This window comes from Nocardia sp. FBN12, from assembly GCF_050320175.1.
Lineage (GTDB): Bacteria > Actinomycetota > Actinomycetes > Mycobacteriales > Mycobacteriaceae > Nocardia.
Genome location: NZ_CP190048.1, coordinates 2,537,091 through 2,557,210, shown reverse-complemented (window position 1 = coordinate 2,557,210; position 20,120 = coordinate 2,537,091). Strand labels below are relative to the sequence as shown.

Annotated in this window: 20 protein-coding genes and 2 pseudogenes; 16 read left to right on the top strand and 6 right to left on the bottom strand. The window is 64.8% G+C overall.

Annotated elements, in window-relative coordinates; translation table 11 throughout:
• Nucleotides 1-32 precede the first annotated feature (32 nt).
• Nucleotides 33-140 (bottom strand): annotated as a pseudogene (locus ACQHI0_RS12410) (IS5/IS1182 family transposase); the annotation flags it as partial.
• 112 nt (nt 141-252) lie between these two features.
• Here ACQHI0_RS12410 and ACQHI0_RS12405 point away from each other — a divergent pair.
• Nucleotides 253-962: pseudogene (locus ACQHI0_RS12405) on the top strand (transposase); the annotation flags it as partial.
• 155 nt (nt 963-1,117) lie between these two features.
• Nucleotides 1,118-1,999 (top strand): SMP-30/gluconolactonase/LRE family protein, encoded by an 882-nt coding sequence (locus ACQHI0_RS12400; RefSeq protein ID WP_427908086.1) that lies wholly within the window; start codon nt 1,118-1,120, stop codon nt 1,997-1,999.
• A 127-nt stretch (nt 2,000-2,126) separates the two neighbouring features.
• Here ACQHI0_RS12400 and ACQHI0_RS12395 read toward each other — a convergent pair whose 3' ends face one another.
• The 4 genes from ACQHI0_RS12395 to ACQHI0_RS12380 form a co-directional block, all read right to left on the bottom strand.
• Entirely contained in the window at nt 2,127-2,438 is a 312-nt protein-coding gene (locus ACQHI0_RS12395; protein WP_427908085.1) for a DUF2316 family protein, read from the bottom strand.
• A 27-nt stretch (nt 2,439-2,465) separates the two neighbouring features.
• Entirely contained in the window at nt 2,466-3,062 is a 597-nt protein-coding gene (locus ACQHI0_RS12390) for a TetR family transcriptional regulator (protein ID WP_427908084.1), read from the bottom strand.
• The gene (locus ACQHI0_RS12385) at nt 3,062-3,199 is read right to left on the bottom strand and encodes a hypothetical protein (protein ID WP_427908083.1); all 138 of its coding nucleotides are present in this window, start codon (nt 3,197-3,199) and stop codon (nt 3,062-3,064) included. The genes ACQHI0_RS12390 and ACQHI0_RS12385 overlap by 1 nt, the downstream gene beginning before the upstream one ends.
• 245 nt (nt 3,200-3,444) lie before the next feature.
• Nucleotides 3,445-4,251: a FadR/GntR family transcriptional regulator gene (locus ACQHI0_RS12380; protein ID WP_427908082.1), complete on the bottom strand. Its 807-nt coding sequence runs from the start codon at nt 4,249-4,251 to the stop codon at nt 3,445-3,447.
• A gap of 149 nt (nt 4,252-4,400) precedes the next feature.
• Between ACQHI0_RS12380 and ACQHI0_RS12375 the strand changes: the two genes are divergently transcribed.
• The 12 genes from ACQHI0_RS12375 (at nt 4,401) to ACQHI0_RS12320 (ending at nt 16,393) form a co-directional block, all read left to right on the top strand.
• Complete coding sequence (locus ACQHI0_RS12375) at nt 4,401-5,615, top strand: acyl-CoA dehydrogenase family protein (protein WP_427908081.1); 1,215 nt, start codon at nt 4,401-4,403, stop codon at nt 5,613-5,615.
• Between the two features lie 42 nt (nt 5,616-5,657).
• Nucleotides 5,658-6,260, top strand: coding sequence for a 3,4-dihydroxy-2-butanone-4-phosphate synthase (locus ACQHI0_RS12370; protein ID WP_427908080.1), 603 nt, complete (start codon nt 5,658-5,660; stop codon nt 6,258-6,260).
• A 74-nt stretch (nt 6,261-6,334) separates the two neighbouring features.
• Nucleotides 6,335-7,282, top strand: a complete 948-nt coding sequence (locus tag ACQHI0_RS12365) for a VOC family protein (RefSeq protein ID WP_427908079.1) — start codon at nt 6,335-6,337, stop codon at nt 7,280-7,282.
• A gap of 35 nt (nt 7,283-7,317) precedes the next feature.
• A complete protein-coding gene (locus tag ACQHI0_RS12360) occupies nt 7,318-7,806 on the top strand; it encodes a flavin reductase family protein (protein WP_427908078.1) in 489 nt (162 codons plus the stop codon).
• Between the two features lie 79 nt (nt 7,807-7,885).
• Entirely contained in the window at nt 7,886-8,299 is a 414-nt protein-coding gene (locus ACQHI0_RS12355; RefSeq protein ID WP_427908077.1) for a nuclear transport factor 2 family protein, read from the top strand.
• Between the two features lie 228 nt (nt 8,300-8,527).
• Nucleotides 8,528-9,436 (top strand): nuclear transport factor 2 family protein, encoded by a 909-nt coding sequence (locus tag ACQHI0_RS12350; RefSeq protein ID WP_427908076.1) that lies wholly within the window; start codon nt 8,528-8,530, stop codon nt 9,434-9,436.
• Between the two features lie 4 nt (nt 9,437-9,440).
• Nucleotides 9,441-10,694, top strand: a complete 1,254-nt coding sequence (locus tag ACQHI0_RS12345) for an MFS transporter (protein WP_427908075.1) — start codon at nt 9,441-9,443, stop codon at nt 10,692-10,694.
• Between the two features lie 111 nt (nt 10,695-10,805).
• Nucleotides 10,806-11,654 (top strand): fumarylacetoacetate hydrolase family protein, encoded by an 849-nt coding sequence (locus tag ACQHI0_RS12340; RefSeq protein ID WP_427908074.1) that lies wholly within the window; start codon nt 10,806-10,808, stop codon nt 11,652-11,654.
• Between the two features lie 151 nt (nt 11,655-11,805).
• Entirely contained in the window at nt 11,806-13,794 is a 1,989-nt protein-coding gene (locus tag ACQHI0_RS12335; protein ID WP_427908073.1) for an acetoacetate--CoA ligase, read from the top strand.
• Nucleotides 13,795-14,021: 227 nt separating this feature from the next.
• Entirely contained in the window at nt 14,022-14,795 is a 774-nt protein-coding gene (locus ACQHI0_RS12330) for an SDR family NAD(P)-dependent oxidoreductase (RefSeq protein WP_427908072.1), read from the top strand.
• 240 nt (nt 14,796-15,035) lie between these two features.
• Nucleotides 15,036-15,674, top strand: coding sequence for an MspA family porin (locus tag ACQHI0_RS12325; RefSeq protein ID WP_427908071.1), 639 nt, complete (start codon nt 15,036-15,038; stop codon nt 15,672-15,674).
• Nucleotides 15,675-15,739: 65 nt separating this feature from the next.
• Nucleotides 15,740-16,393: an MspA family porin gene (locus tag ACQHI0_RS12320; RefSeq protein WP_427908070.1), complete on the top strand. Its 654-nt coding sequence runs from the start codon at nt 15,740-15,742 to the stop codon at nt 16,391-16,393.
• A 113-nt stretch (nt 16,394-16,506) separates the two neighbouring features.
• Here ACQHI0_RS12320 and ACQHI0_RS12315 read toward each other — a convergent pair whose 3' ends face one another.
• Complete coding sequence (locus ACQHI0_RS12315; RefSeq protein WP_427908069.1) at nt 16,507-17,265, bottom strand: SDR family NAD(P)-dependent oxidoreductase; 759 nt, start codon at nt 17,263-17,265, stop codon at nt 16,507-16,509.
• A gap of 85 nt (nt 17,266-17,350) precedes the next feature.
• Here ACQHI0_RS12315 and ACQHI0_RS12310 point away from each other — a divergent pair, with 85 nt between their 5' ends.
• Both ACQHI0_RS12310 and ACQHI0_RS12305 read left to right on the top strand, forming a co-directional pair.
• Complete coding sequence (locus ACQHI0_RS12310) at nt 17,351-18,571, top strand: amidohydrolase family protein (protein WP_427908068.1); 1,221 nt, start codon at nt 17,351-17,353, stop codon at nt 18,569-18,571.
• On the top strand, nt 18,568-20,118 hold the full coding sequence (locus tag ACQHI0_RS12305; RefSeq protein ID WP_427908067.1) for an FAD-dependent monooxygenase: 1,551 nt from the start codon (nt 18,568-18,570) through the stop codon (nt 20,116-20,118). The genes ACQHI0_RS12310 and ACQHI0_RS12305 overlap by 4 nt, the downstream gene beginning before the upstream one ends.
• Nucleotides 20,119-20,120 lie beyond the last annotated feature (2 nt).

The following is a 20,120-nucleotide window of genomic DNA, read 5'->3' as shown; positions in this document are numbered from 1 at the left end:
TGAGCCTTTCCGGGTAGTCGGTGTGTCGCAGGTCAGATGACCCGTCGGTGTTCCAGGTGAAGCAGCACCAGCGCTGCGGCCACGATGTTGCCGATCCGCCACGGACACAACGTCACTCGCCGCAACGCTTTGAAAGTGTTTCGCGGTCTTCTGTTTCTCACGCGAACAATGATCGGAACCTGATTCGAAAGAAGACAGGTTTCGGTCTGCACGGCGCTCGAACGCCGGGCGGGAGGGTACGACCCGTGCGAGGTCCGTGCGCCACGGGTCAACGACCGCCGAGTCGACCCCGGCACCGGTTTCCGTCAACGGTTCTCATCAGCGACCCTGCCGGCCTGGGCGCGGAAATCACCGCAGATCACCGAGGTCCTGCCACTGTTCTACTCCACGGCCTCTCCAGCGGCGACTTCGCGCCCGCGCTGGAGAAGTTCCTCGGTACTGGCGCGGGCCTGTCCGCCTCGGCGATCATCCGGCTGACCACACAATGGCAGGCGAGGCCTGTGGCTTCGGTGACCGCGACCTGTCGAACGTGGACTACGTGTACTTGTGGGTCGACGGGATCCACCTGAAAATTCGGCTCGAGCAGGAGAAACTCTGTTTGTTGGTGATGATCGGGGTCCGTGCACCCAGCCGCGACCAGGGCGATGAAGGAGATCTTCATGGCCGAGGGCACCGACAACGCGCGAGCGGCGATCACCGCGTTCGACCGCGACTACGGCGCGAAGTATCCGAAGGCTGTCGCCAAGATCGTCGGTGGCGCTGATGTGTTGCTCGGGTTCTTCTACTACCCGGCCGAGCGCTGGGTCCATCTCGGAACCATGAACCCGATCGAATCCACTCTCGCGACAGTGCGTTTGAGGACCGAGGTCACGAAGGGGCCGGGATCGCGGGCAGCTGGGATGGCGATGGCCTACAAGCTCGTCGAGGCAGCGCAAGCATGGATTACGGCGGTGCCAAGTCCGTGATCCTGGCCGACGAGCCGCCGCTCGACCGCGAGGCCTTCATGGAAGGTTCGGTGAGTTCGTCGTTCGGCTCGGTGCTATGTGTTGTTTGACATAGAACATGCTGGGCTGTTTCAATCGGTTTGTTGGACACCGACGGCAAAGGAGCTATCGCGATGATCGGTACCGGGAAAGCCGACGAAACCCTCGTCGACGAATTGAGATTCACCGAGTCACTGCGGTGGCACGACGGGTTTCTGTACTACGCCGACGTCCACAACGGGCAGGTATTCCGCCTGGCCGGCGGGGCGGGGCTCCCCGAGCTCGTGGCCGACCTGGGTGAAGCACCGGGTGGGATCGGCTGGTTACCCGATGCCACGATGCTGGTTGTCGCTCAGGACTCGCGCCGGGTGCTCCGAGTGGGTGACGGCGAGCTCAGTGTGCACGCCGATCTGTCCGGCACCGGAGAAGCCAGCCTCAACGACATGTTCGTCACCGCCGAGGGCAATGCCTATGTCGGTGACATGGGGTTCGACGTGCACGCTTTCAATCGTCTGTGGGCCGACAACAACCCCGATGCTCTGCAATTGGTCCGCCCCGCCCACCTCTATCTCGTGCGTCCGGACGGCAGCATCGCCCAGGCCACCGACGAACCGGTGATGTTTCCCAACGGGATCACCTCCAACGACGACGGTGAGATCGTTGTGGCCGAATCGTTCGCGATGGCGCTGACGGCTTTCCGTCCCCGCGTCGACGGCACCTTCGCCTCCGCGCGCCCAGCGGCCGATCTCACCCTCATCTCACCGGACTTCTCTCCCGACGGGCTCTGCGCTGTCCCCGGTCAAGGCATCTGGGTCGCCGACCCCATCGGATGCCGTGCCGTGCTCGTGGGACCCGACGGAACCCCGCAGCGTGAGATCGCCACCGAACACAAATGCCTCGATATCGCAGTCGGGGGAGACGACGGCCGCCACCTCTACCTGGCGACGTCGCCACACACGGATCCGGCTGACACCGCGGCGCGGCCCGCGGCCCGCATCGTCCGCGCCACCCTCTGAACAATTCCTGCGTGCAGGAGCGCCCACGACGGTCGGTGGCATGGGTGTAAGAGCTGTCTGACAGTCCCCGCCGGGCGCGCTGCCCCGCGGGGACTTCGTGACTCGGACGCAGTCGAAGCCGACGGTCTCAGTGGTGCCCGGGTCGGCGTGGAGCCCGCCGCAGCCGGAACCATCTGCGGGCCGACGAACGTGCCTGCTCGGTCAGGACGGTGTAGGGCACCGGAGTCCCGTCTTGGTCTTCGACCAGTTGTTCAAGGTGGTCGCGTAGCAGCCAGACATCCGCTGGCTTGGCGATATCGCTGCAGTTCAGGGCGGACTCGAACTGCTCATGGGTGAACTCCAGCGCGGCTTGTGCCTCTTGCGGGGTCAGGCCGGTGAGCCGGAGGTTGGCGTGCAGCTCCTCGCTGGTGCGTGCTCGTTCTTCGGCATTCAGGGACATCTCGATCCTTCACAGGTCAGGTGGGTGTCAGCGGTGGGTGGCGCGCAGGCCGTCGATGAGCAGGGTGCAGACGTTGTCGAAGGCGTTGTCGATCCCGGCGGTCTGCCAGGAAGCGGCATGAATCGGGTGGTGGAAGGCCAACGTGCCGTCGAAGACGGCCTGTGCCGCCGCGCCCGGGTCCGAGACGCTGAAGTCGCCGGTGGCGACGCCGGCGGTGACGATGGCGCGTACCTGGTAGACGAGGGCCGCCACGTGTTCGGCGACCACGCTGTTGTGCTCGGCCGCGAGGACCGCGTAGGTGGCGGTGAGCGCGGGGTCGTCGAGCGCCTTCGCGCGTTTGGTGGCGAACAGTTCGACCAGCCATGCCCGCAGCCGCTCGGGCGGGGGCAGTAGGCGGTTGTCGGCGATCGCGGCGAGGCGATCGTAGGAGCGGTCGATCCAGCGGCGGGTGACCGCCTCGCGGAGCGCCGCTTTGGAAGGAAAGTGCCGGTAGACGGCGGCATGGGAGACCCCAAGAGATCGGGCGACGTCGACAACGGTGGCCTTGGCCGGTCCGTGGCGGCGCAGCATGTCCTCGGTGGCCGCAAGCAGGGTCTCCGCATTCAGTACGGCGGTGCGAGGCATCAGCGTTCGCTGTCCAGCTGCTGCATCTGCGGCGCCGCGTAGCGGTCCCCGGCGACCTCGGAGAAGCCGGCGTCGATCGCGGCGTGGATCGTCGCGATGGCCTCCCGCTCGTCCGCCGGACCGTAGGTGCCCGACATCGCGCTACATCCCAGCCTCAGCACCGGTACGCAGGGGCCGTTCGTGCCCAGGTGTCGCATCTCCATACCCGGAACGTACGCCAAGAGTTACAAGTTGGAAAGTCTGTAACTAATCTTTGTTCACAACAGTCGGCCGGGGGTAGCCGCCGACGCAGACGCGACGGCATTCGAAACCCGACCGATCTTCCGGGATGCACACGTGCGCGGGTGAATTCGGTGCACATGCGGATGTCGTTGCGGGAAAGCTACAGTGGGGAATTCGGCGGGGGCGACAGGATCATCGTGGGGTCGGTACGCCTGAGTGCATCGACGGCAGCATCGGTGTCACAGCGATTGAGGGCGTCGACAAGATCTTCCAGGACCTGGGCCAACCCGTTCAGGTGGACGTCGGGCTCGGTCGCCTCCAGCACCGCACGCAGGTATGAGGTTCCGACGTCCATGATGCTCAGGTAGAGGGTGTCGAGTAGCTGACGCTTGCCGATTCCTGCGATGTACTCGTGCAGCGCCCAACCCGCCCAGATGAAGTCGGAGACCGCCTGGGAGTTGCGGGCACGGCGCACTTCCCAGAGCCGCTCTTCGAGAGCTTGCTGATCGGCAAGTGTCATCTGTCGTAGCACCTCCTCGACCAGCAGGGGGGCGATGGCATCGCGAATCTGCACGGCCTCGGCAAAGGCGGATTCATCGTCAGCGGCGGCGCGGAACCAGCCGTTCATCCGGGACAGCGGGGAAGGGTCGCAGGCGAAGATACCGCCGCCAGGGCCTGGTCGTGAGGTTATGACTCCTCGGGCCTGCGCGAGCTTGATCGCCTCGTTCATCGTTCCGACGGAGAAGCCGCATAGCTTGCGCAGGTCCTCCTTGCTGCCGATGCGCTCACCCGCGCGCGCGGTGGCCGCAAGCCTGCTGATCTGGCCGGCCGCGACCTCGGCGCGCGAGCCGCCGATTGACACCCTGCCCTGCGTATCCGCAGGTTGGTGCCACATTGTGCGGGACGACGCCGGTCCCTCGAACCCCTCCACCTCAGCGGCGGTGAGTTCATCTCGCTGGTCGCTCATCGTCTTCCTTCCGGTTGGGAGCTGTTCACATTCAGGGTTGACAAGTGACCGCCTTCACATCATCCTAGCAATTAATCATGATTAATTAGCGGCTCGGGCGCGCACCGACTCGCCGGCTATCCGCTTCGAACACGAACAAAGGATCTCCTATGACCCTCACCGACACTGCTGCACCCTCGACGTCGTCGGCTACCGAACGGGAACGTCTCGTCACCGTGGCTCGCGAGCTCGCACCGCTGCTGCGATCGAACGCTGCGCAGGCCGAGACCGACCGGCGGGTGCCGCAGGTCAACATCGACGCACTCCGGGACGCGGGCCTGTTCGATATCACCAAGCCAGCTCGGCTCGGCGGCTCTCAGGAAGGCTTTCGCACCTTCCTCGAGACGGTGGCCGAACTCGGGCGGTCCTGCGCCTCCACGGCCTGGGTCGCCACGCTGAGCAACGTGACGTCCTACACCCTCGGCTTCTTTCCGGAAGCGGTCCAGCGGGAGGTGATGGGGGAGGATCCGCACGTCATCACGTGCGGCGTCGTGACGCCCACCGCGACGACGGTCCGCGTCGACGGTGGATACCGGGTCACGGGGCGTTGGGGATTCGCCTCCGCATCCCATCACGCCAGCTGGGCCAACGTCGGCATCCCGATCACCGATGAGGCCGGCGATGTGCTGGCACCCGGAATGGCACTGATCCCCTTGTCGGACTTGACTATCGACGACACCTGGTATGTGGCGGGAATGTCCGGATCCGGCAGCGACACCCTGGTCGCGGACGACGTGTTCGTTCCCGACGCCCACGTGCTCTCCGTCCAGGACGTGATGCAGGGTGTGACGGCGTCGGAATTCCAGGACGAGAGTCTCTATCACTCCGCGCTCGTCCCGGTGCTGGCGTTGGTACTGGCCGGCCCGGTTCTCGGTATGGCCGAGGGAGCATACGACACCGTGCTGGCGACGCTGAAGAAGAACAAGCCGATCTCCTACTCGTTCTACGAGCGCTCGATCGACGCCCCCTCGACCCAACTGTCGATGGCCGAGGCCCGCTCACTGATCGACCAGGCCAAGCTGCTCGCGTTCCGCAGCGCCGACGAGGTCGACGCCGCCGCGGCCGCGGGCAGGCAGATGAGCGTCGTCGAACGCGCCCGTTGCCGAATGGACGCGGCCCACGCGGCCAAACGATGCCGCGAGGCTGTCGAAGTTCTGCTCAACGTGTCCGGCGCGGGCAGCTTCGCCCAAGCCAATCCTTTGCAGAGGATTTGGCGGGACCTCGAGACCGGTTCGCGGCACGCCTTTATCAGCTTGAACATCAACGAAGAGATCTATGGCCGCGCCCTTCTCGGTATCGACGAACAGGTCTCCCCGTTCGTCTAGTCGACACCGGAGCTAACAACGGCACTACTCGCAGGAGGCCCCATGGCAGTGACACTGGATTCCCTGGCAGCGGTTCAGGGCTGTTCCGAAGACGATGCGTGCGCCCAACTCGCCGCAGGCGCGCCCATCGTCGTGTCCAGCAGGAGTGAGGGCGGCACAGGGATTCTCGTCGCCGCTGCGGCGTCGGTCTCGACCTCCACGTCCGCCTTCATGGTCCGGCACTCTTCGGGTCTTCTGCAGATCGCACTGCCGTCCGAACGGTGCGAGCGGCTTCTTCTCCCACCGATGAATCCATTCGACACCAGCGGAGTTCGGGTGTGCGTCGCGGTAGACGCGATCCGTGGGACCGGGACCGGGATCTCGGCCGCGGACCGCGCCACCACCGCCCGCGCTCTCGCCGGCCACGCTGCCACAGCGGAGGAGTTCACCCGCCCTGGACATCTGATCCCGGTCAGCGTCGAACCCGACGCCGCCACGCTGCCAATACCAGCGGCAGTCGCCCTGGATCTGGTCGGGCGGGCGGGAATGTCCAACGGCGCCCTGTTCGCCGGGCTCGTCGGCATCGCCGACCCCACCCGAATGATCACACACGCCGAGTGCGTCGCTTTCGCCGATCGCCACGCACTCCCACTGCACACCGTCTGAGCGCAGACGCGTCTCCTTAGATACCCACTGTCACCGTCTCTGGTGACCTGATGCGACAAAGCAGGTTCTTTCGCATGCCATTGCATACCCTCTCCCGCGTTATCATCGGCGTTCCGAACGTCGCCGAAACCGCCGCGTTCTACGATGACTTCGGACTTAACCGCACCGCAGGTACCGGGTCTGGTCGGGGAACCGAATCGGTCACCTTCGCTACCGTTGACGGCGGTGAACAACTCGAACTGATTCCGGTCCCGGACCGCCGTCGCCTCGTCGGCCTCGACGTTGCGGTTGACGACACCGATGACCTCGACCGGATCGCGCACAATCTGCACGGCCTCGGGCTGACCCCCGTCCGGAACGGGTCCAGCCTTTCCGTGGTGGATCCAGGTACCGATGTGCTCGTGCGGGTCGCTGTCGCCGGCCGTATCGCGCAGACCCCATTTCTCCTTCCCCCCTACAATGCGCCCGGCAATGTCGGACGCGATGCCGCCCGCGCGGATTGCATCGAGCGAACTGGCCGGGTACGCCCCCGCAAACTCGGGCACGTGGTGATCGGGTCGACCGACCAGCCGGCCAGCGAGCGCTTCTTCATCGAGGGCATCGGATTCAAGGTCAGCGACCGAGTCCCCGGAATGGCTGCCTTCCTGCGGTGCTCGACCGACCATCACAACGTTCTGGTTCAGGCCGCTCCGGTGACCATGCTGCACCACACCTCCTGGCAGGTCGACGATGTCGACGAGATCGGCCGCGGCGCGACCGCCATGCTGGAGAAGGACCCGCAGCGGCACATCTGGGGCCTGGGACGTCATCATGTCGGCTCCAATTTCTTCTGGTATCTCAAGGATCCCGCCGGCAACTTCAGCGAGTACTACTCAGATCTGGACTGCATCGTCGACGACCAACTGTGGACGCCGAGGGACTGGGAAGGTGCACAAGCCCTGTTCAACTGGGGCCCTCCGCCGCCGCCGTCGTTCCTCGCACCCGAGGATCTGGCGGGCCTCATGGCCGGAACTCACGGCTGACCGGCGCCGTGCCCACCACCGAGGAGACAGCGGATATGGATACTCACCAGTTCAAGGAGGCAATGGCACGGGTTACGGGACCTGTCGCCATCGTCACCGCCAACGATCACGGAGTGCCGCACGGCACCACAGTCAGCTCACTGGCGTCCTTGAGTCTGGCTCCGGCAATGATCACGATCGCGCTCGACAATGCCTCTGTGCTGCTCGGCGTTGTTCGACGTACCGGTAGCTTCGGTGTGAACGTCCTTTCCGCCGAACAGCACGAAACCGCGACACGTTTCGCCGGCCGCCGCGATGACCGGTTCGCCGACACCGCGTGGGAATTCGCCGACGGGCTGCCGTATTTGCCCGCCAGCTGCGCCTGGCTGCACTGCCAGGTCGCCGCCGAGGTCCCCGGCGGTGATCACACATTGATCCTGGGCGAAGTCCGCGACTGCACAACCTCCGAGAACACCCCGCTGATCTACAGCCATCGAGCATTCGGCATTCGGGCGGCGCTGTCCCCGGTCGCGAAGGCGTCATGATCGAACCACACATGGCCTACGGTTCGCCGCGCCGCGGACGGTCATCCGGTCTCGTACTACCACCTGCCGGAGTCCGCGCATGATCAACGACAACTATGAAACCGCCGAGGACACTGTCAGGGGCGAGATCATCGAACGGGAGGCCGCGCGCACCGCGGCACTGGTCGTGGGCCGGTTCGGCGAGGTCGCCGACATCTACGACGACCGGCTGACCTACACCCACTCCAATGGCTGGCGTGACGACAAGCAGAGCTTGCTGGCCAGGGTGACCGAGGCCGGAATGCGGTACGAGGAGTTCGAGCACCGGCTCGATCACGTGACCGTGATCGGCGATATCGCGGCGGCTACCGGCCTAATGCACGCCGTCGTCGCAACGGACGGGCACCGTCACGAGGTCTCATCGCTGACCTCGACCGTGTGGACCAGGCGCTCCCCGGACGAGCCTTGGACCATGCTGCTTTTTCACTCCTCAGCCACGCCGACGGTGCGGTAACCGGCACCGATGGCGCTGGCGCCCGGACACTCGACGCCGACGGGATGGTGTTGCTCCCGGGCGTGATTGATGCACACATTCATCTGCACGTACTCGAAGCGCCCGGCGGTGACGGACCTGACCCGCGTTGCAATACCCGCCATATCACCCAGATCTGCTGCGCGGCAGTCGAACACACCCCCGCACTACGGAACTGGGCGCACCCAGCTCCAGTTATGAGGATCATTCATGCCCATCGGTCATCGAACGATATTCACTTTCACCGAGAACCAACCACCCGAAGTCGTGGCGCAGCTCTCTGACCGTCTCAGATCTCTGATTGTCCGACTCCCCGGGATCGACGCCTTGCAGTGCGGCGCGACGAGTGGGCACGGGCATCCAGCCTCCGGGTTCGAACTGCTGGCGATATTCGCCGACAGGATGTCACTCGAGAATTTCCTGTCGGCGCCGGAATATCGGTCGATTGTCGCCGAGTTGGTCGATCCGCAGCTGAAGTCCCGAAGCTCGATACAATTCGACCCGCCGATTTCCCAGCCGGATACCAGGAGATCGGACGAAGCGGCGGTAATCGAGGTCGTTCTCCGGGAGCGAGCTGCGCGCGACACCGCTCAGTGGGACCAGATGAGGTCCGCGTTCGCGGCGGACTCGCAAGTCAGCCTGACCTGGTTCACCGGGACCGGGCCCGAGTTCGTCGATGCCTCGAAGGACATGTACGACCGCGGCAGCCGCGGCTTCCACATGATCGGGGCACCGAGTGTCGAGATCGTCGGTGACCGAGCACTGGCTCACGAGGGAGTCACGGTGTACGCGCGGGGAACCCTCGCCGACGTCGAGCTCGACATCGCCTCGCACGGCCGGCTCTACCAGCGGTTGATCAAGGCCGACGGGCAGTGGCGCATCACCGATCTCACCATGCTCTATTACAAGGATGTTGTCTCCCCGGTGAATCCAGCAGCGGATACGTCCGCGCTGGCGGACATCGGCTTTCCGGTCGACCGCCCGTACAAGTACCTCGCTGCGCTACTCGACGCCGTGGGATACACCGTCGGACCCGACTTGCCGGGCCCGGACCGTCCCGAGCTTGCGGCCCAATACATTGCGGCGCACCGCACTTGGCTTCACGAACCCCAGGGATAGATTCATGACCACCACTGCTCGACTGCGTGTGCCTGCATTCGTCAGCGTCGCGATCCTCGCATTCGTCGCGGCCGCCTCCGACGGCTACGACCTCGCCATTTTCGGTGCCGCGATACCGGACCTACTCGCCGAACCGAACTGGGACCTCACCCACGCCCAGATCGGAGTGATCGCCAGCACTGCCATCGTGGGTATGTGTCTCGGATCCATCTCGGCCGGGATGCTCGTCGACCGCTTCGGTGCGCGACGGCTTTTCCTGGCGTGCGTCATTTGGTTCTCCGTAGGCATGATCCTTTGCGCAGTCGCACCTACCTCGGAGCTGCTGGGCATCGCCCGCCTCGTCGCGGGGTTGGGACTGGGTGGCCTCGGTCCGGCGGCGATTGCTTTGACGATGAGTGTCGCACCGGAGCACCGGAAGAACGTCGCCAACGGCGTCATGCTCACGGGAGTGCCTATCGGTGGTATTGCTGCGGCACTCAGCGCGTTCGTATTCCTCGAAGGCGGGGGATGGCGGGCGGTTTTCCTCATCGGCGGTGTGGTCCCGCTGGTGTTCGTTGTACCCATCGCAATGATAAAGCTGAAAAAGTGGGCACCGGACACCATCTCGGCCACGTCGGCAACTCCGGGTGTGCGGGCATCTCTGCAGTCCTTGATCGCCGATGGCGGCGGCAAGGCACTGACCGCATTCATCGTGGTCACCGCCTGCTGCCAGATCTTGTCCTACGGCCTGCTCACATGGCTGCCGCAGATCATGAAATCGTCCGGTTATTCCCTCGGTTCGTCGCTGGCGTTTCTGATTATCTTCAGCATCGGTGCAACGACCGGCAGTGCTGCTGGATCTTGGATCGCGGACAAGGTCGGCGGTCGACTCGTGACGATTGTCGGCTTCGCGGTCGGCGCCGCAGCCATACTCGGCCTTTCCGTCCAGCTACCGCAGCCCATCCTCTATGTAGCGTTGTTCCTCGCCGGGGCTGGTTCTGTCGGTATCCAACCGGTCGTATACGGCTTCGCCGCAGGGTATTTCCCGGCCGGCGTGCGCGGTAGCGCGATCGGATTCATCGGCGGCATCGGCCGGATCGGCGGCGTCTTCGGCCCGATCCTCGGAGGTCTTCTCGGTGGGTTGTCCGCACTGGTGAATTTCTCCGTATTCGCCGGCATCGCGGTTTTTGCATCGTTGCTGAGTTGGATAGTTTTCTCCACCGACCGCACCCGCCCCGAACGGCCTCCGACGCCCACGACCGTCGCTGCCGAGGTCTAGTAACCAGAAATAAGTCGCAGAGCTCCACGTCGAGGCTGCTGCGGTTGGCCTTTCCGACCATCGACGAGATATGTAATCCAGTCCCGCCACGAAACATCAGAGGTGACATCAATGAGAATTGCCAACATCGACGGCCGGCTTGCTCTCGCCGCCAATAACGGGTACCTCGACGTCGCGAAGGCCAGCGACGGCCGGTTCGGGCCCGATCCCCAGGCGGTATTCGAAGACTGGTCGACTTTCGTCGACTGGGCATCGCGATTCGACACCGCTGCGCATCCGGTAGTCGAGACCACAGAACAGACGGTATGGGGTCCGCCGGTGCCACGGCCTCGGCAGATTTTCGCGATCGGCCTGAACTACCACGACCATGCCGCCGAGTCAGGACTCGACAGCCCCACCGTTCCTCCGGTCTTCACCAAGTTCCCCACCAGCTTGACCGGCCACGAGCAGCCCGTAATCCTGCCCGCTGACACCGTGGACTGGGAGGTCGAACTCGTCGCCGTCATCGGTACCCGCTGCGACTACGTGTCCGAGTCGGATGCTTGGGACCACATCGCCGGCGTGACCGTCGGTCAGGATCTATCCGAGCGCTCACTGCAGCTCGCCGGACCTGCTCCCCAATTCTCGCTCGGCAAGTCCTATCGCGGCTTCGCCCCGACCGGCCCCGAACTGGTGACGGTCGACGAGCTGCCCGACCGGAACAACCTCGAGATCGGATGCGCGGTCGCTGACGAAGTCCTGCAGCAGGGCCGGACCGCAGACCTGATCTTCACCGTTCCCCAGCTGGTCGCCCATCTCTCGGCGGTATGCCCGCTGCTGCCGGGTGACCTCATCTTCACCGGCACACCCGCCGGTGTCGGCGGCGCCCGTAAGCCGCCGAAGTTCCTTCGACCCGGTGACGTGCTGATCAGCTGGATCGAAGGCGTCGGCACCATCCGTACCCCGCTGGTCGCCGGCTGAGCCGACCCCGATCCCCATCCCCATCACCATCACCATCAGATCGCACCGGTGCCCGCCCGGACTCCCACGACAGCCCGCAGATGCGGACTCGCGGAACCGTCGAGCACCCGAACCGGCACCGGTGCGGTGCACATCGCCGTCGAAGGACAGGATGAACACCCAACCCACCCCGACCGACCCCATCACGGAACCGATCTGGACGCCCACCGAGTCCGAGGCAATGTCGGCCAGAATCACCGAGTTCGCCGACTTCGTGTCGGCGCGCACCGGTGTCACCTACCCGACCTACCACGATCTGTGGTTGTTCTCCACCGAGCATCTCACCGAGTTCTGGGCGGCGGTGTGGGATTTCTTCGAGATCGTCGCCGACGGCGACTACACGGACGTCTTGACCGACGCGACAATGCCTGGGGCGGGCTGGTTTCCCGGGGTTCGGCTCAACTACGCCGAACACGCACTGCGCAATGGGGGGTCGGCCGAGGCGGCGGTCATCTCGATCAGCGAGGACGGCACGACCACGGAGATCAGCTGGGCGCACCTGCGCCAACAGGTCGCCGCTTTCGCGCAGTGGCTCCGCGATCATGGCGTCGGCCGCGGTGACCGGGTGGTCGGCTACCTACCCAACACTTCGCATGCGGTCGTCGCCTGCCTTGCCACCGCCACCATCGGTGCCGTGTGGTCGGCCTGCGGCCAGGATTACGGGGCCGCGGGTGCCGCATCCCGTTTCGCCCAGCTCGAACCGGCAGTCCTCGTCACAGCCGACGGCTACCAGTGGAACGGCCGTCGGCACGACCGCCGTACCGAAGCAGCCGACTTGCGTCGACGCCTTCCCACCCTGCGCGCAGTCGTCCACGTGCCCGTCCTCGGTCTGGCGCCGGCCGAGCCCGATGCTGTTCTGTGGGACATGGTGACGACCGGCGATGCCGAGTTGACCTTCACACGGGTTGATTTCGATGCCCCGCTATGGGTGCTGTTCTCCTCCGGTACCACCGGAATGCCCAAGGGGATCGTCCATGGACATGGTGGCGTCACCCTCGACCACTTCAAACTCCTGGGCCTGCACAAAAATTTGAGCCCCGGCGACCGTCTTTTCTGGTACACATCGCCCAACTGGATGATGTGGAACTTGGTGCTCTCCGGTCTGCTGGTCGGTGCGACCATCGTCGTCTACGACGGCAGTCCCACCCACCCAGGCCCACAGCGGCTGTGGGACATCGCCGCACAGCACGACCTCGATGTTCTCGGCGTCAGCCCCGGCTACCTGCTCGCAAGTGCCAAAGCAGGGCTGGAACCCGGCCGCGATCTCGACCTGCGGGGACTTCGAGTGATCGGCTGCACCGGAGCACCACTTCCCGCCCAGTCCTATCACTGGGTGCGGGAGCAGGTCGGGGACCACATCCAGCTGGCATCGACCAGCGGCGGCACTGACGTCGTCAGTGCATTCGCGGGCAGCGCGCCGACCACAGCGGTGTGGGCAGGTGAGATCTCGGCACCGATGCTCGGTGTGGCGATGGCAGCCTGGGACGACGACGGCCTCCCGGTCGTCGGCCAGGTCGGCGAGCTGGTGATCACCCAGCCCATGCCGTCCATGCCGATCTTCTTCTGGAACGACCTCGACGGCGCGCGCTATCACGATGCGTACTTCACGACCTATCCCGGGGTGTGGCGACACGGGGACTGGATCACCCTCACCCCACATGGCAGTGTGATCATCTCCGGACGCTCGGATTCCACCCTCAACCGGCAGGGTGTCCGGCTCGGGAGCGCCGATATCTACGACGTCGTCGAGGACCTCCCCGAAATCCGTGAGGCCTTGGTGATCGGCGCTGAACTCTCCGATGGAAACTACTGGATGCCACTGTTCGTCGTTGTCGAACCCGGACACACCCTCGACGAGGCACTCCGCGACCGGATCACCACGGCAATCCGCACTCGAACGTCACCCCGGCACGTCCCGGACGAAATCATCGCCGTCCCGGCAATTCCCCACACCAGGACCGGTAAGAAACTCGAAGTACCCGTAAAACGGCTGCTGCAGGGAATTTCTCTCGGGAAAGTTGCCGGCACTGACACCATCGACGACCCCGCCGCCCTGCATTACTTCACTCGATTCGACACCACGCGAAAGACTGACAGGTGACGTGCGGGCGTTGTCCTGCTCACCAGTGCTGATCTGCCGGAATTGACCGGCGCGCACGTACATTTCGTCGTCCGACAGCTTTGCGTGGCTGCCGTTGGCGTCACAACATCAATATTCTCAGGAGTAGGAATGACATTTCACAGCCAACCGAGTGCTGACCGGCAGCCCGGCAACCACCGCTCGCTCGTGCTTGTTTGCCGCGTGGTCGACGCCGATGGGCGTATCGCATGAACAGGGAAGCCTGTGCTCTGCGATTGACCGGGAAGACCGTCGTCGTGACCGGTGCCAGCAAGGGGATCGGTGCCGAAATAGCCGACCGCATCGAGGAGGCGGGTGCGCACGTGATAGCGGTTGCGCGGCGCGATAGTGCCACCCGATCCGTGCACCGTCTCGACGTAACAGCCGCGGATCAGTGGGCCACCTTGGCCGCGGAGCTCGAAGCGGCCGGTGGTGCTGTGCACGGTCTGGTGAACTGTGCCGGCATCACCCGGCGTTCCCGGATCGATGCGGTCAGCGCCGAGGATATGACGGACGCCTACGCTGTCAACGTCCTGGGCCCCCTGTTCGCGATTCAAGCTCTCACGCCGTTGATGCATGCCGGCGGGTCGATCGTCAACATCGGCTCTATCGCCGCGCTCACCGGCCACTATCCGGTCGCCTACACAACCAGTAAGTGGGCGGTGCGGGGGTTGACCCACGCCGCGGCTTTGTCGCTGGGCGAACGTGGGATCCGGGTCAACGCGGTCCATCCCGGGTTCATCGATACACCGATGACCGCCAGTGCGCCCGCAGTCTTCCGGGACGCATCTATCGGTGAAACGGCACTTGGTCGCGCCGGCACCCCGGCGGAAGTCGCCGGTGTAGTCGAATTCCTCCTCAGCGACGACTCCACCTATGTCACTGGTAGCGAGATCGTCGTGGATGGCGGAGTTGTTTCGCACGGAGGGGTCAAGTCGATCTCCGACGCTCTTCGCGCCGCCACCGTATCGCCGGTGGAGTAGGCGGCCCGGTGATGTCGTGCACATCGCCGCGAATCTGGAGAACGAGGCAGCGGGGAGCCGTCACCAGCCGAGATCCGCACGCGCGGTCGATCCATTGTGACCGCCCCGAAAACCTCACGAAAGAAGCCGACCTGTTCCCGCGCGTCACAGGTCCAGATTGTCCGAATTCGAGTCCCGCGCTGGTCGCCGAAAGCTTCCAAGAGCGTGTTCGGCTCACCACTCCTGATAAGGACCCCGACCATGCGAAAAATCCTTGCTGCCACCGCGTTGGCCACAGCTGCCCTGGGCATCGCGAGCGGCGCGGCGACGGCAGACACCTTCGTGCCGTTGCCGGACGGCGAAAAGGCCGGGCCGGACGTCACTATCAAGCGGGTCGCGGAAAGCGCACTCATCTCGCCGTCGATGGCTGCTAATGGAGCGGGCCGGGTGGCATGGGTGAGCGGAACGGTGATCGCCGACGTCGCCGCAACACCCAAGGGCGACCCGAAACCGTTCGTCGGCGGAGGCGGGGCGGATGGAACGAACAACTCCTCGACCCACGGCTCCTCGCGGATCAACACCGGCTACATCGTCGGCTGTCAGGTCAGCGTCGCCGACAACGCGATCTCCGCGGGTATCTCCGGCGGCATCTCGACCACCGGTGTCAACGCAGGCGGCAACATCGGCGTGAAGATCGGCCCCGGTGAGGTGAAGTTCGTCGGCGTCGAGGGCTTCGACATCATCGACAAGGGCACCTTCCACATCAGCTACAAGGACGTCGAACTGCATATCCAGGGCTGTGGTGGTTACGCACAGGCACGCGCCTACACCGTCGTCGAGATCATCGGCGCGAACTACTCGAAGACCACACTGTACGGGCAGCCGTTCAGCATCGGCTGACACTCCGCGTGTTCGTCGAACAACCTCTCGCGCAACAGCTTCAAGCCTTGAAAGGCACCACAGACATGACCAGATTCAAAACGGCCGCCGCCGGCGCCGCGGCGACCGCCACCGTCATCCTCGGCCTGCTCTCCACCGGCGCAGCCAGCGCCGACACCTTCATTCCGCTGCCCGGCGGTGAGATCACCCAGACCCTGCCTGACGGCACGGCCGTCACGATCCGGCTGACCAGCGAGTCGGTCAATATCAGCCCGTCGATGGGTTCGACTCCGCTGCACCGCAACGTCTGGGCCTCCGGGCGCGCCGAGGTACAGATCCACGGCAAGCACAAGTACTCCAAGATCTACCCCGGCTACGTGGTCGGCTGCCAGGTCGACATCAGCGGCGGCACCGCAACCGGCGGCGCCAACGCCGCCACCTGGGAGGGCAAGGGCAGCGGCGGTGTCACCTCCGGGGGCAATTTGACGCTTGGACCGGGCCAGGCGTCGACGTTCTGGTTGCTCGACCTCGAAGGCCCCGACGCCTACGGCGAGAAGGCGAACCTGCCCGGCTTTGCCTTCCGCGAGGAGCAAGCCTCGGTGACCTGGGCCGATTCGACCCTCGGTCTCGGCGGCTGCGCCGGATACGCCCAGGCCCGCGCCTTCGTCGGCGTCGAGGTCACCACCAAGCAGGGGCGTTCCGAACTGCGCCTGTGGGGTCAGCCGTTCAGCCTCGGCTGATCAACCGTCCGTGACATCGCAAAGCCCGGCCACCATCGTGGCCGGGCGCTATGCAGGTACGCACCCGCCAGCGCCGGGCCACCCGAGTCCCGCCGAGCCAGGGCACTTGCCCGTTACGTGGAAGCGGTGTCCCAGTCGAGCGGTGAGTGCCAGATGCTAGGGCCGGCGGTGGTCATCATGATCTCCGGAACGAAACAGCGAGGCGACGTCCTGACCAGAAATCGCACTGCTTCGGCCACATCGGCAGCATCGAACATCTGGTCCCGGATGCCGGAGTCGGCCCATCCAGTGCCCGGAGTGTCGACGAACCCGGGAAGCAAGGCAGTGACATGAACACCAGAACGACTCAGCTCGGCATGGGCGACATTGCTGAGTGAGACCAGAGCAGCCTTGGTCGCCGCGTAGACAGAGGCGTTCGGTCCGTTCTCACGGGCGGCCATGGAGCTGACATTGATCACGTAACTGGCACCGTGCTCGGCAGCTGCCTTCTTCAGCGGCGCAATGCAGGATTGCAAGATGATGTAGGAGGCTTTGAAGTTCAGGGACAGCTCGAGGTCGAGCTGCTTCCCGGTCTTTCTTTCGATCGGTCCTACGAGTCCGATCCCGGCGTTGTTGACGAGCATGTCAAGGCGACCGAACCGGTCCAGGTGCGCCAGGCCGACCTGTGCTGCGGCGTCCGGGTCAGCCAGATTGGCGGGATGTGTCTGTACTTGCGTCCCATGCACCGCGAGCATGCCCGCGGCGGCTTCGAGTTTCGCCGGATCTCGTGCCACCAAGGTGAGGTCCCAGCCTTCATCGGCGAGCATGTCCGCGATCGCCAGCCCGATGCCTGCCGAGCCGCCGGTGACGATCGCTGAGCGGTGTGTTTCCACGATGTTCCTCCTAGACGTTGACTAATAATAGTCACATATGTCAGAATTTTGTCAATCTTGACAACTTTAATTCTGAGGAGGCGTCGTGCACAACAGCACCCGGTTTGCGGTCAAGGACGTGCGGATTTTCGACGGAGACACCGTCCTGGATCGCGGCACAGTCCTTGTCGACGGTGCCACCATCACCGCCGTCGGTGACTCACTGGACAGCACGGGATTCGAGGTGATCGATGGCTCCGGGGCGACATTGATACCTGGGTTGATCGACTGCCATACACACCCCACTGGTGACGCCCTGGCGCTTGCGATTCTGTTCGGGGTGACAACCGAACTGGACATGTTCACGGTGCCCGAGCGCCTCGGCGAGCAACGAATTCACGCGGCACAACGCAACGACGTCGCCGATATTCGGTCGGCATCGACCGGCGCCACCGTCCTCGGCGGACATCCGTCGATGTTGATCGGCCTGTCGTTCCGGGAGCAGTTTCCCGTCGTCACCGGCCCCGAGGACGCAGCGCAATTCGTACGGGACCGGATTGCCGAAGGCGCCGACTACATCAAACTGCTGATCGACAACGGCGCCGCCATGGGGCACCCCTCGCCCACGCTGTCGGAAGAGGCCGCCCGAGTGGTCGTCGACGAAGCGCACAAGCACGGACTGCTCGCTGTCGCACACGCAACCAGCGCGGACGCCGCCCTGATCGCTGTCCGCGCCGGCGTCGACGGACTGGTCCATGTGTTCATGGATCAACCCCCAACTCCCGAGGTGATCGACACGATCGCCGAGGCCGGGGTGTTCGTCGTTCCGACGCTGGTCACCATGGGATCACTGGCCGGCGACCTGACCGGGGCCGCGGTAGCCGAGGACCGCCGCGCCAAGGCACTGATACCCGAGGACTGGCACCGGAATCTGTGCCAGTGCTGGCAGATGGGCAGCCCTAGCTCGCTCGACAACGCCAAACAGGCCGCCGCCGCACTCCGTAGTGCGGGGGTACCGCTGCTCGCCGGAACCGATGCGGCCGATGTCGGTGTCCTGGGGACCGCGCACGGGATCAGCCTGCACCAGGAACTCGCACTGCTCGTCGAGTGCGGACTGACTCCCACCCAGGCACTCGCCGCGGCCACCTCGGTCGCCGCGGACAAGTTCGGGCTGACCGACCGCGGACGCATCGCGCCCGGCCTGCAAGCAGACCTTGTCCTCGTCAACGGCGATCCCACCCGCACCATTGCGGATTCGCTGTCGATCGACCGGGTGTGGCGACGCGGCGAGGTCCTCGATCGAAAACTCGTCAAGGAGCATCTGTGAGCATTCGGCGCGACAACGGCGGCACCCGGGTTGCGGTCATCGGCGGCGGGCCAGGCGGTGCCTTCACCGCGCGACTGCTGCAGCTGGCCAACCCTGGCTGGCAGATCACCCTTTACGACCTGCTGCCACCCCTCGAAACATTCGGTTTCGGGGTCGGGCTCAGCTTCAGCACCCGCCACAGTTTGCAACAGAGCGACCCCGAGACCTTCGATGAGATCTTCAAAGTGTCCCTGCGCGGGCATGGTGCACGTCTGTACTCCGACCGCGGCTCAGTCGACCTTCCAGGCGCCGACCGCTCGGCAATCGCCCGTGCAGATCTGCTCCAAGTGCTGTACCGGCAGGCAGAAAAGGCAGGCGTCCGCACCGAGACCGGCGGACGGGTCGACGCGTTCGACGTCGATGCCGACATCGTCGTTGCCGCTGACGGGGTAGGCAGCACAACCCGGACCGAGCACGCAGGGCAATTCGGCGCCTCCGAACGGATCGGACGCGAACGCTTCATCTGGTTGGGCGCCGATCGCGCACTACCGGACGCGTTGTTCGCGTCGGTGCACACCGAGTTCGGGACTTTCACCGCCCACGCCTATCCTTATCGAGCCGATCGAAGCACGTTCCTGGTCGAGACCGATGAGTCGACCTGGGTTGCCGCCGGATTCGAGTTCACCTCCGAAGGACTGGCGCCTGGGCAGTCCGACGAGATTGCGCGCACTTTCCTCCAATCGATCTTCGCGCCCTACCTCGACGGCACTCGGCTGTTGGGCAACAACAGCCGATGGACACGATTTCGCACTGTGCATTGCGAACGTTGGCATCATGGCAACGTGGTCCTCGTCGGCGATGCCGCGCACACCGCTCACTACTCGATCGGGTCGGGTACAAAACTCGCCATGGAGGATTCGATCGCACTCGCCGCGGCATTGACTCGGCACGAGGACACGGCGACAGCCTTTGCCGAGTATCAGTCGATGCGCGCGCCGGCGGTCGCCCGGCTCCAGAACGTGGCTTACCGTAGCCAGCTGTGGTGGGAGCGCTTCCCGTCGCGCCTGAGTATGTCGCCGGAACAACTGCTGGCCTCCTTCCTTACCCGGGCCGGAAACGTCTCGCTCAGCGACTTTCGAAACCACGCACCTGGAGCCGCCACGAAGGCGCTACGGGAATACGGCACGGAAGTCCCCCCGGAAACCGGTCTCGACGACTGGGTCCTTGCACAACCGTTGCAGCACGATGGACGACAGTTCACCCACCGGCTCGCATCGCGCAGCGGCGCTGCGCTATCTCGAGTGGAGGTGGATATCGAGGATCCGCACGGCGCCGAGGCCGATACCTTCCTGGCCCGCTGTGCCGATGTGGCGCGGCAGGACCGAACAGATGGGGTCGAGCTGGACGGCGGCATGCTCCGTCCTCAAATTCTTCAGCGCCTCGATCTTGCCGAGCGGCTGCGGGACGAGTTCGGCGTGCTCACTTCGGTGCGAGGCCCGGCCGATCACTGCGGCGACCTGATTGCCGGGCTCATCAGCGGCCGCACCGACCTCATCTCATTGGACTAGGA

Coding starts and splice junctions, on each gene's coding strand:
- ACQHI0_RS12400 (WP_427908086.1), top strand. CDS start 1,118: ATGATCGGTACCGGGAAAGCCGACGAAACCCTCGTCGACGAATTGAGA.
- ACQHI0_RS12395 (WP_427908085.1), bottom strand. CDS start 2,438: ATGTCCCTGAATGCCGAAGAACGAGCACGCACCAGCGAGGAGCTGCAC.
- ACQHI0_RS12390 (WP_427908084.1), bottom strand. CDS start 3,062: ATGCCTCGCACCGCCGTACTGAATGCGGAGACCCTGCTTGCGGCCACC.
- ACQHI0_RS12385 (WP_427908083.1), bottom strand. CDS start 3,199: ATGTCGGGCACCTACGGTCCGGCGGACGAGCGGGAGGCCATCGCGACG.
- ACQHI0_RS12380 (WP_427908082.1), bottom strand. CDS start 4,251: ATGAGCGACCAGCGAGATGAACTCACCGCCGCTGAGGTGGAGGGGTTC.
- ACQHI0_RS12375 (WP_427908081.1), top strand. CDS start 4,401: ATGACCCTCACCGACACTGCTGCACCCTCGACGTCGTCGGCTACCGAA.
- ACQHI0_RS12370 (WP_427908080.1), top strand. CDS start 5,658: ATGGCAGTGACACTGGATTCCCTGGCAGCGGTTCAGGGCTGTTCCGAA.
- ACQHI0_RS12365 (WP_427908079.1), top strand. CDS start 6,335: ATGCCATTGCATACCCTCTCCCGCGTTATCATCGGCGTTCCGAACGTC.
- ACQHI0_RS12360 (WP_427908078.1), top strand. CDS start 7,318: ATGGATACTCACCAGTTCAAGGAGGCAATGGCACGGGTTACGGGACCT.
- ACQHI0_RS12355 (WP_427908077.1), top strand. CDS start 7,886: ATGATCAACGACAACTATGAAACCGCCGAGGACACTGTCAGGGGCGAG.
- ACQHI0_RS12350 (WP_427908076.1), top strand. CDS start 8,528: ATGCCCATCGGTCATCGAACGATATTCACTTTCACCGAGAACCAACCA.
- ACQHI0_RS12345 (WP_427908075.1), top strand. CDS start 9,441: ATGACCACCACTGCTCGACTGCGTGTGCCTGCATTCGTCAGCGTCGCG.
- ACQHI0_RS12340 (WP_427908074.1), top strand. CDS start 10,806: ATGAGAATTGCCAACATCGACGGCCGGCTTGCTCTCGCCGCCAATAAC.
- ACQHI0_RS12335 (WP_427908073.1), top strand. CDS start 11,806: ATGAACACCCAACCCACCCCGACCGACCCCATCACGGAACCGATCTGG.
- ACQHI0_RS12330 (WP_427908072.1), top strand. CDS start 14,022: ATGAACAGGGAAGCCTGTGCTCTGCGATTGACCGGGAAGACCGTCGTC.
- ACQHI0_RS12325 (WP_427908071.1), top strand. CDS start 15,036: ATGCGAAAAATCCTTGCTGCCACCGCGTTGGCCACAGCTGCCCTGGGC.
- ACQHI0_RS12320 (WP_427908070.1), top strand. CDS start 15,740: ATGACCAGATTCAAAACGGCCGCCGCCGGCGCCGCGGCGACCGCCACC.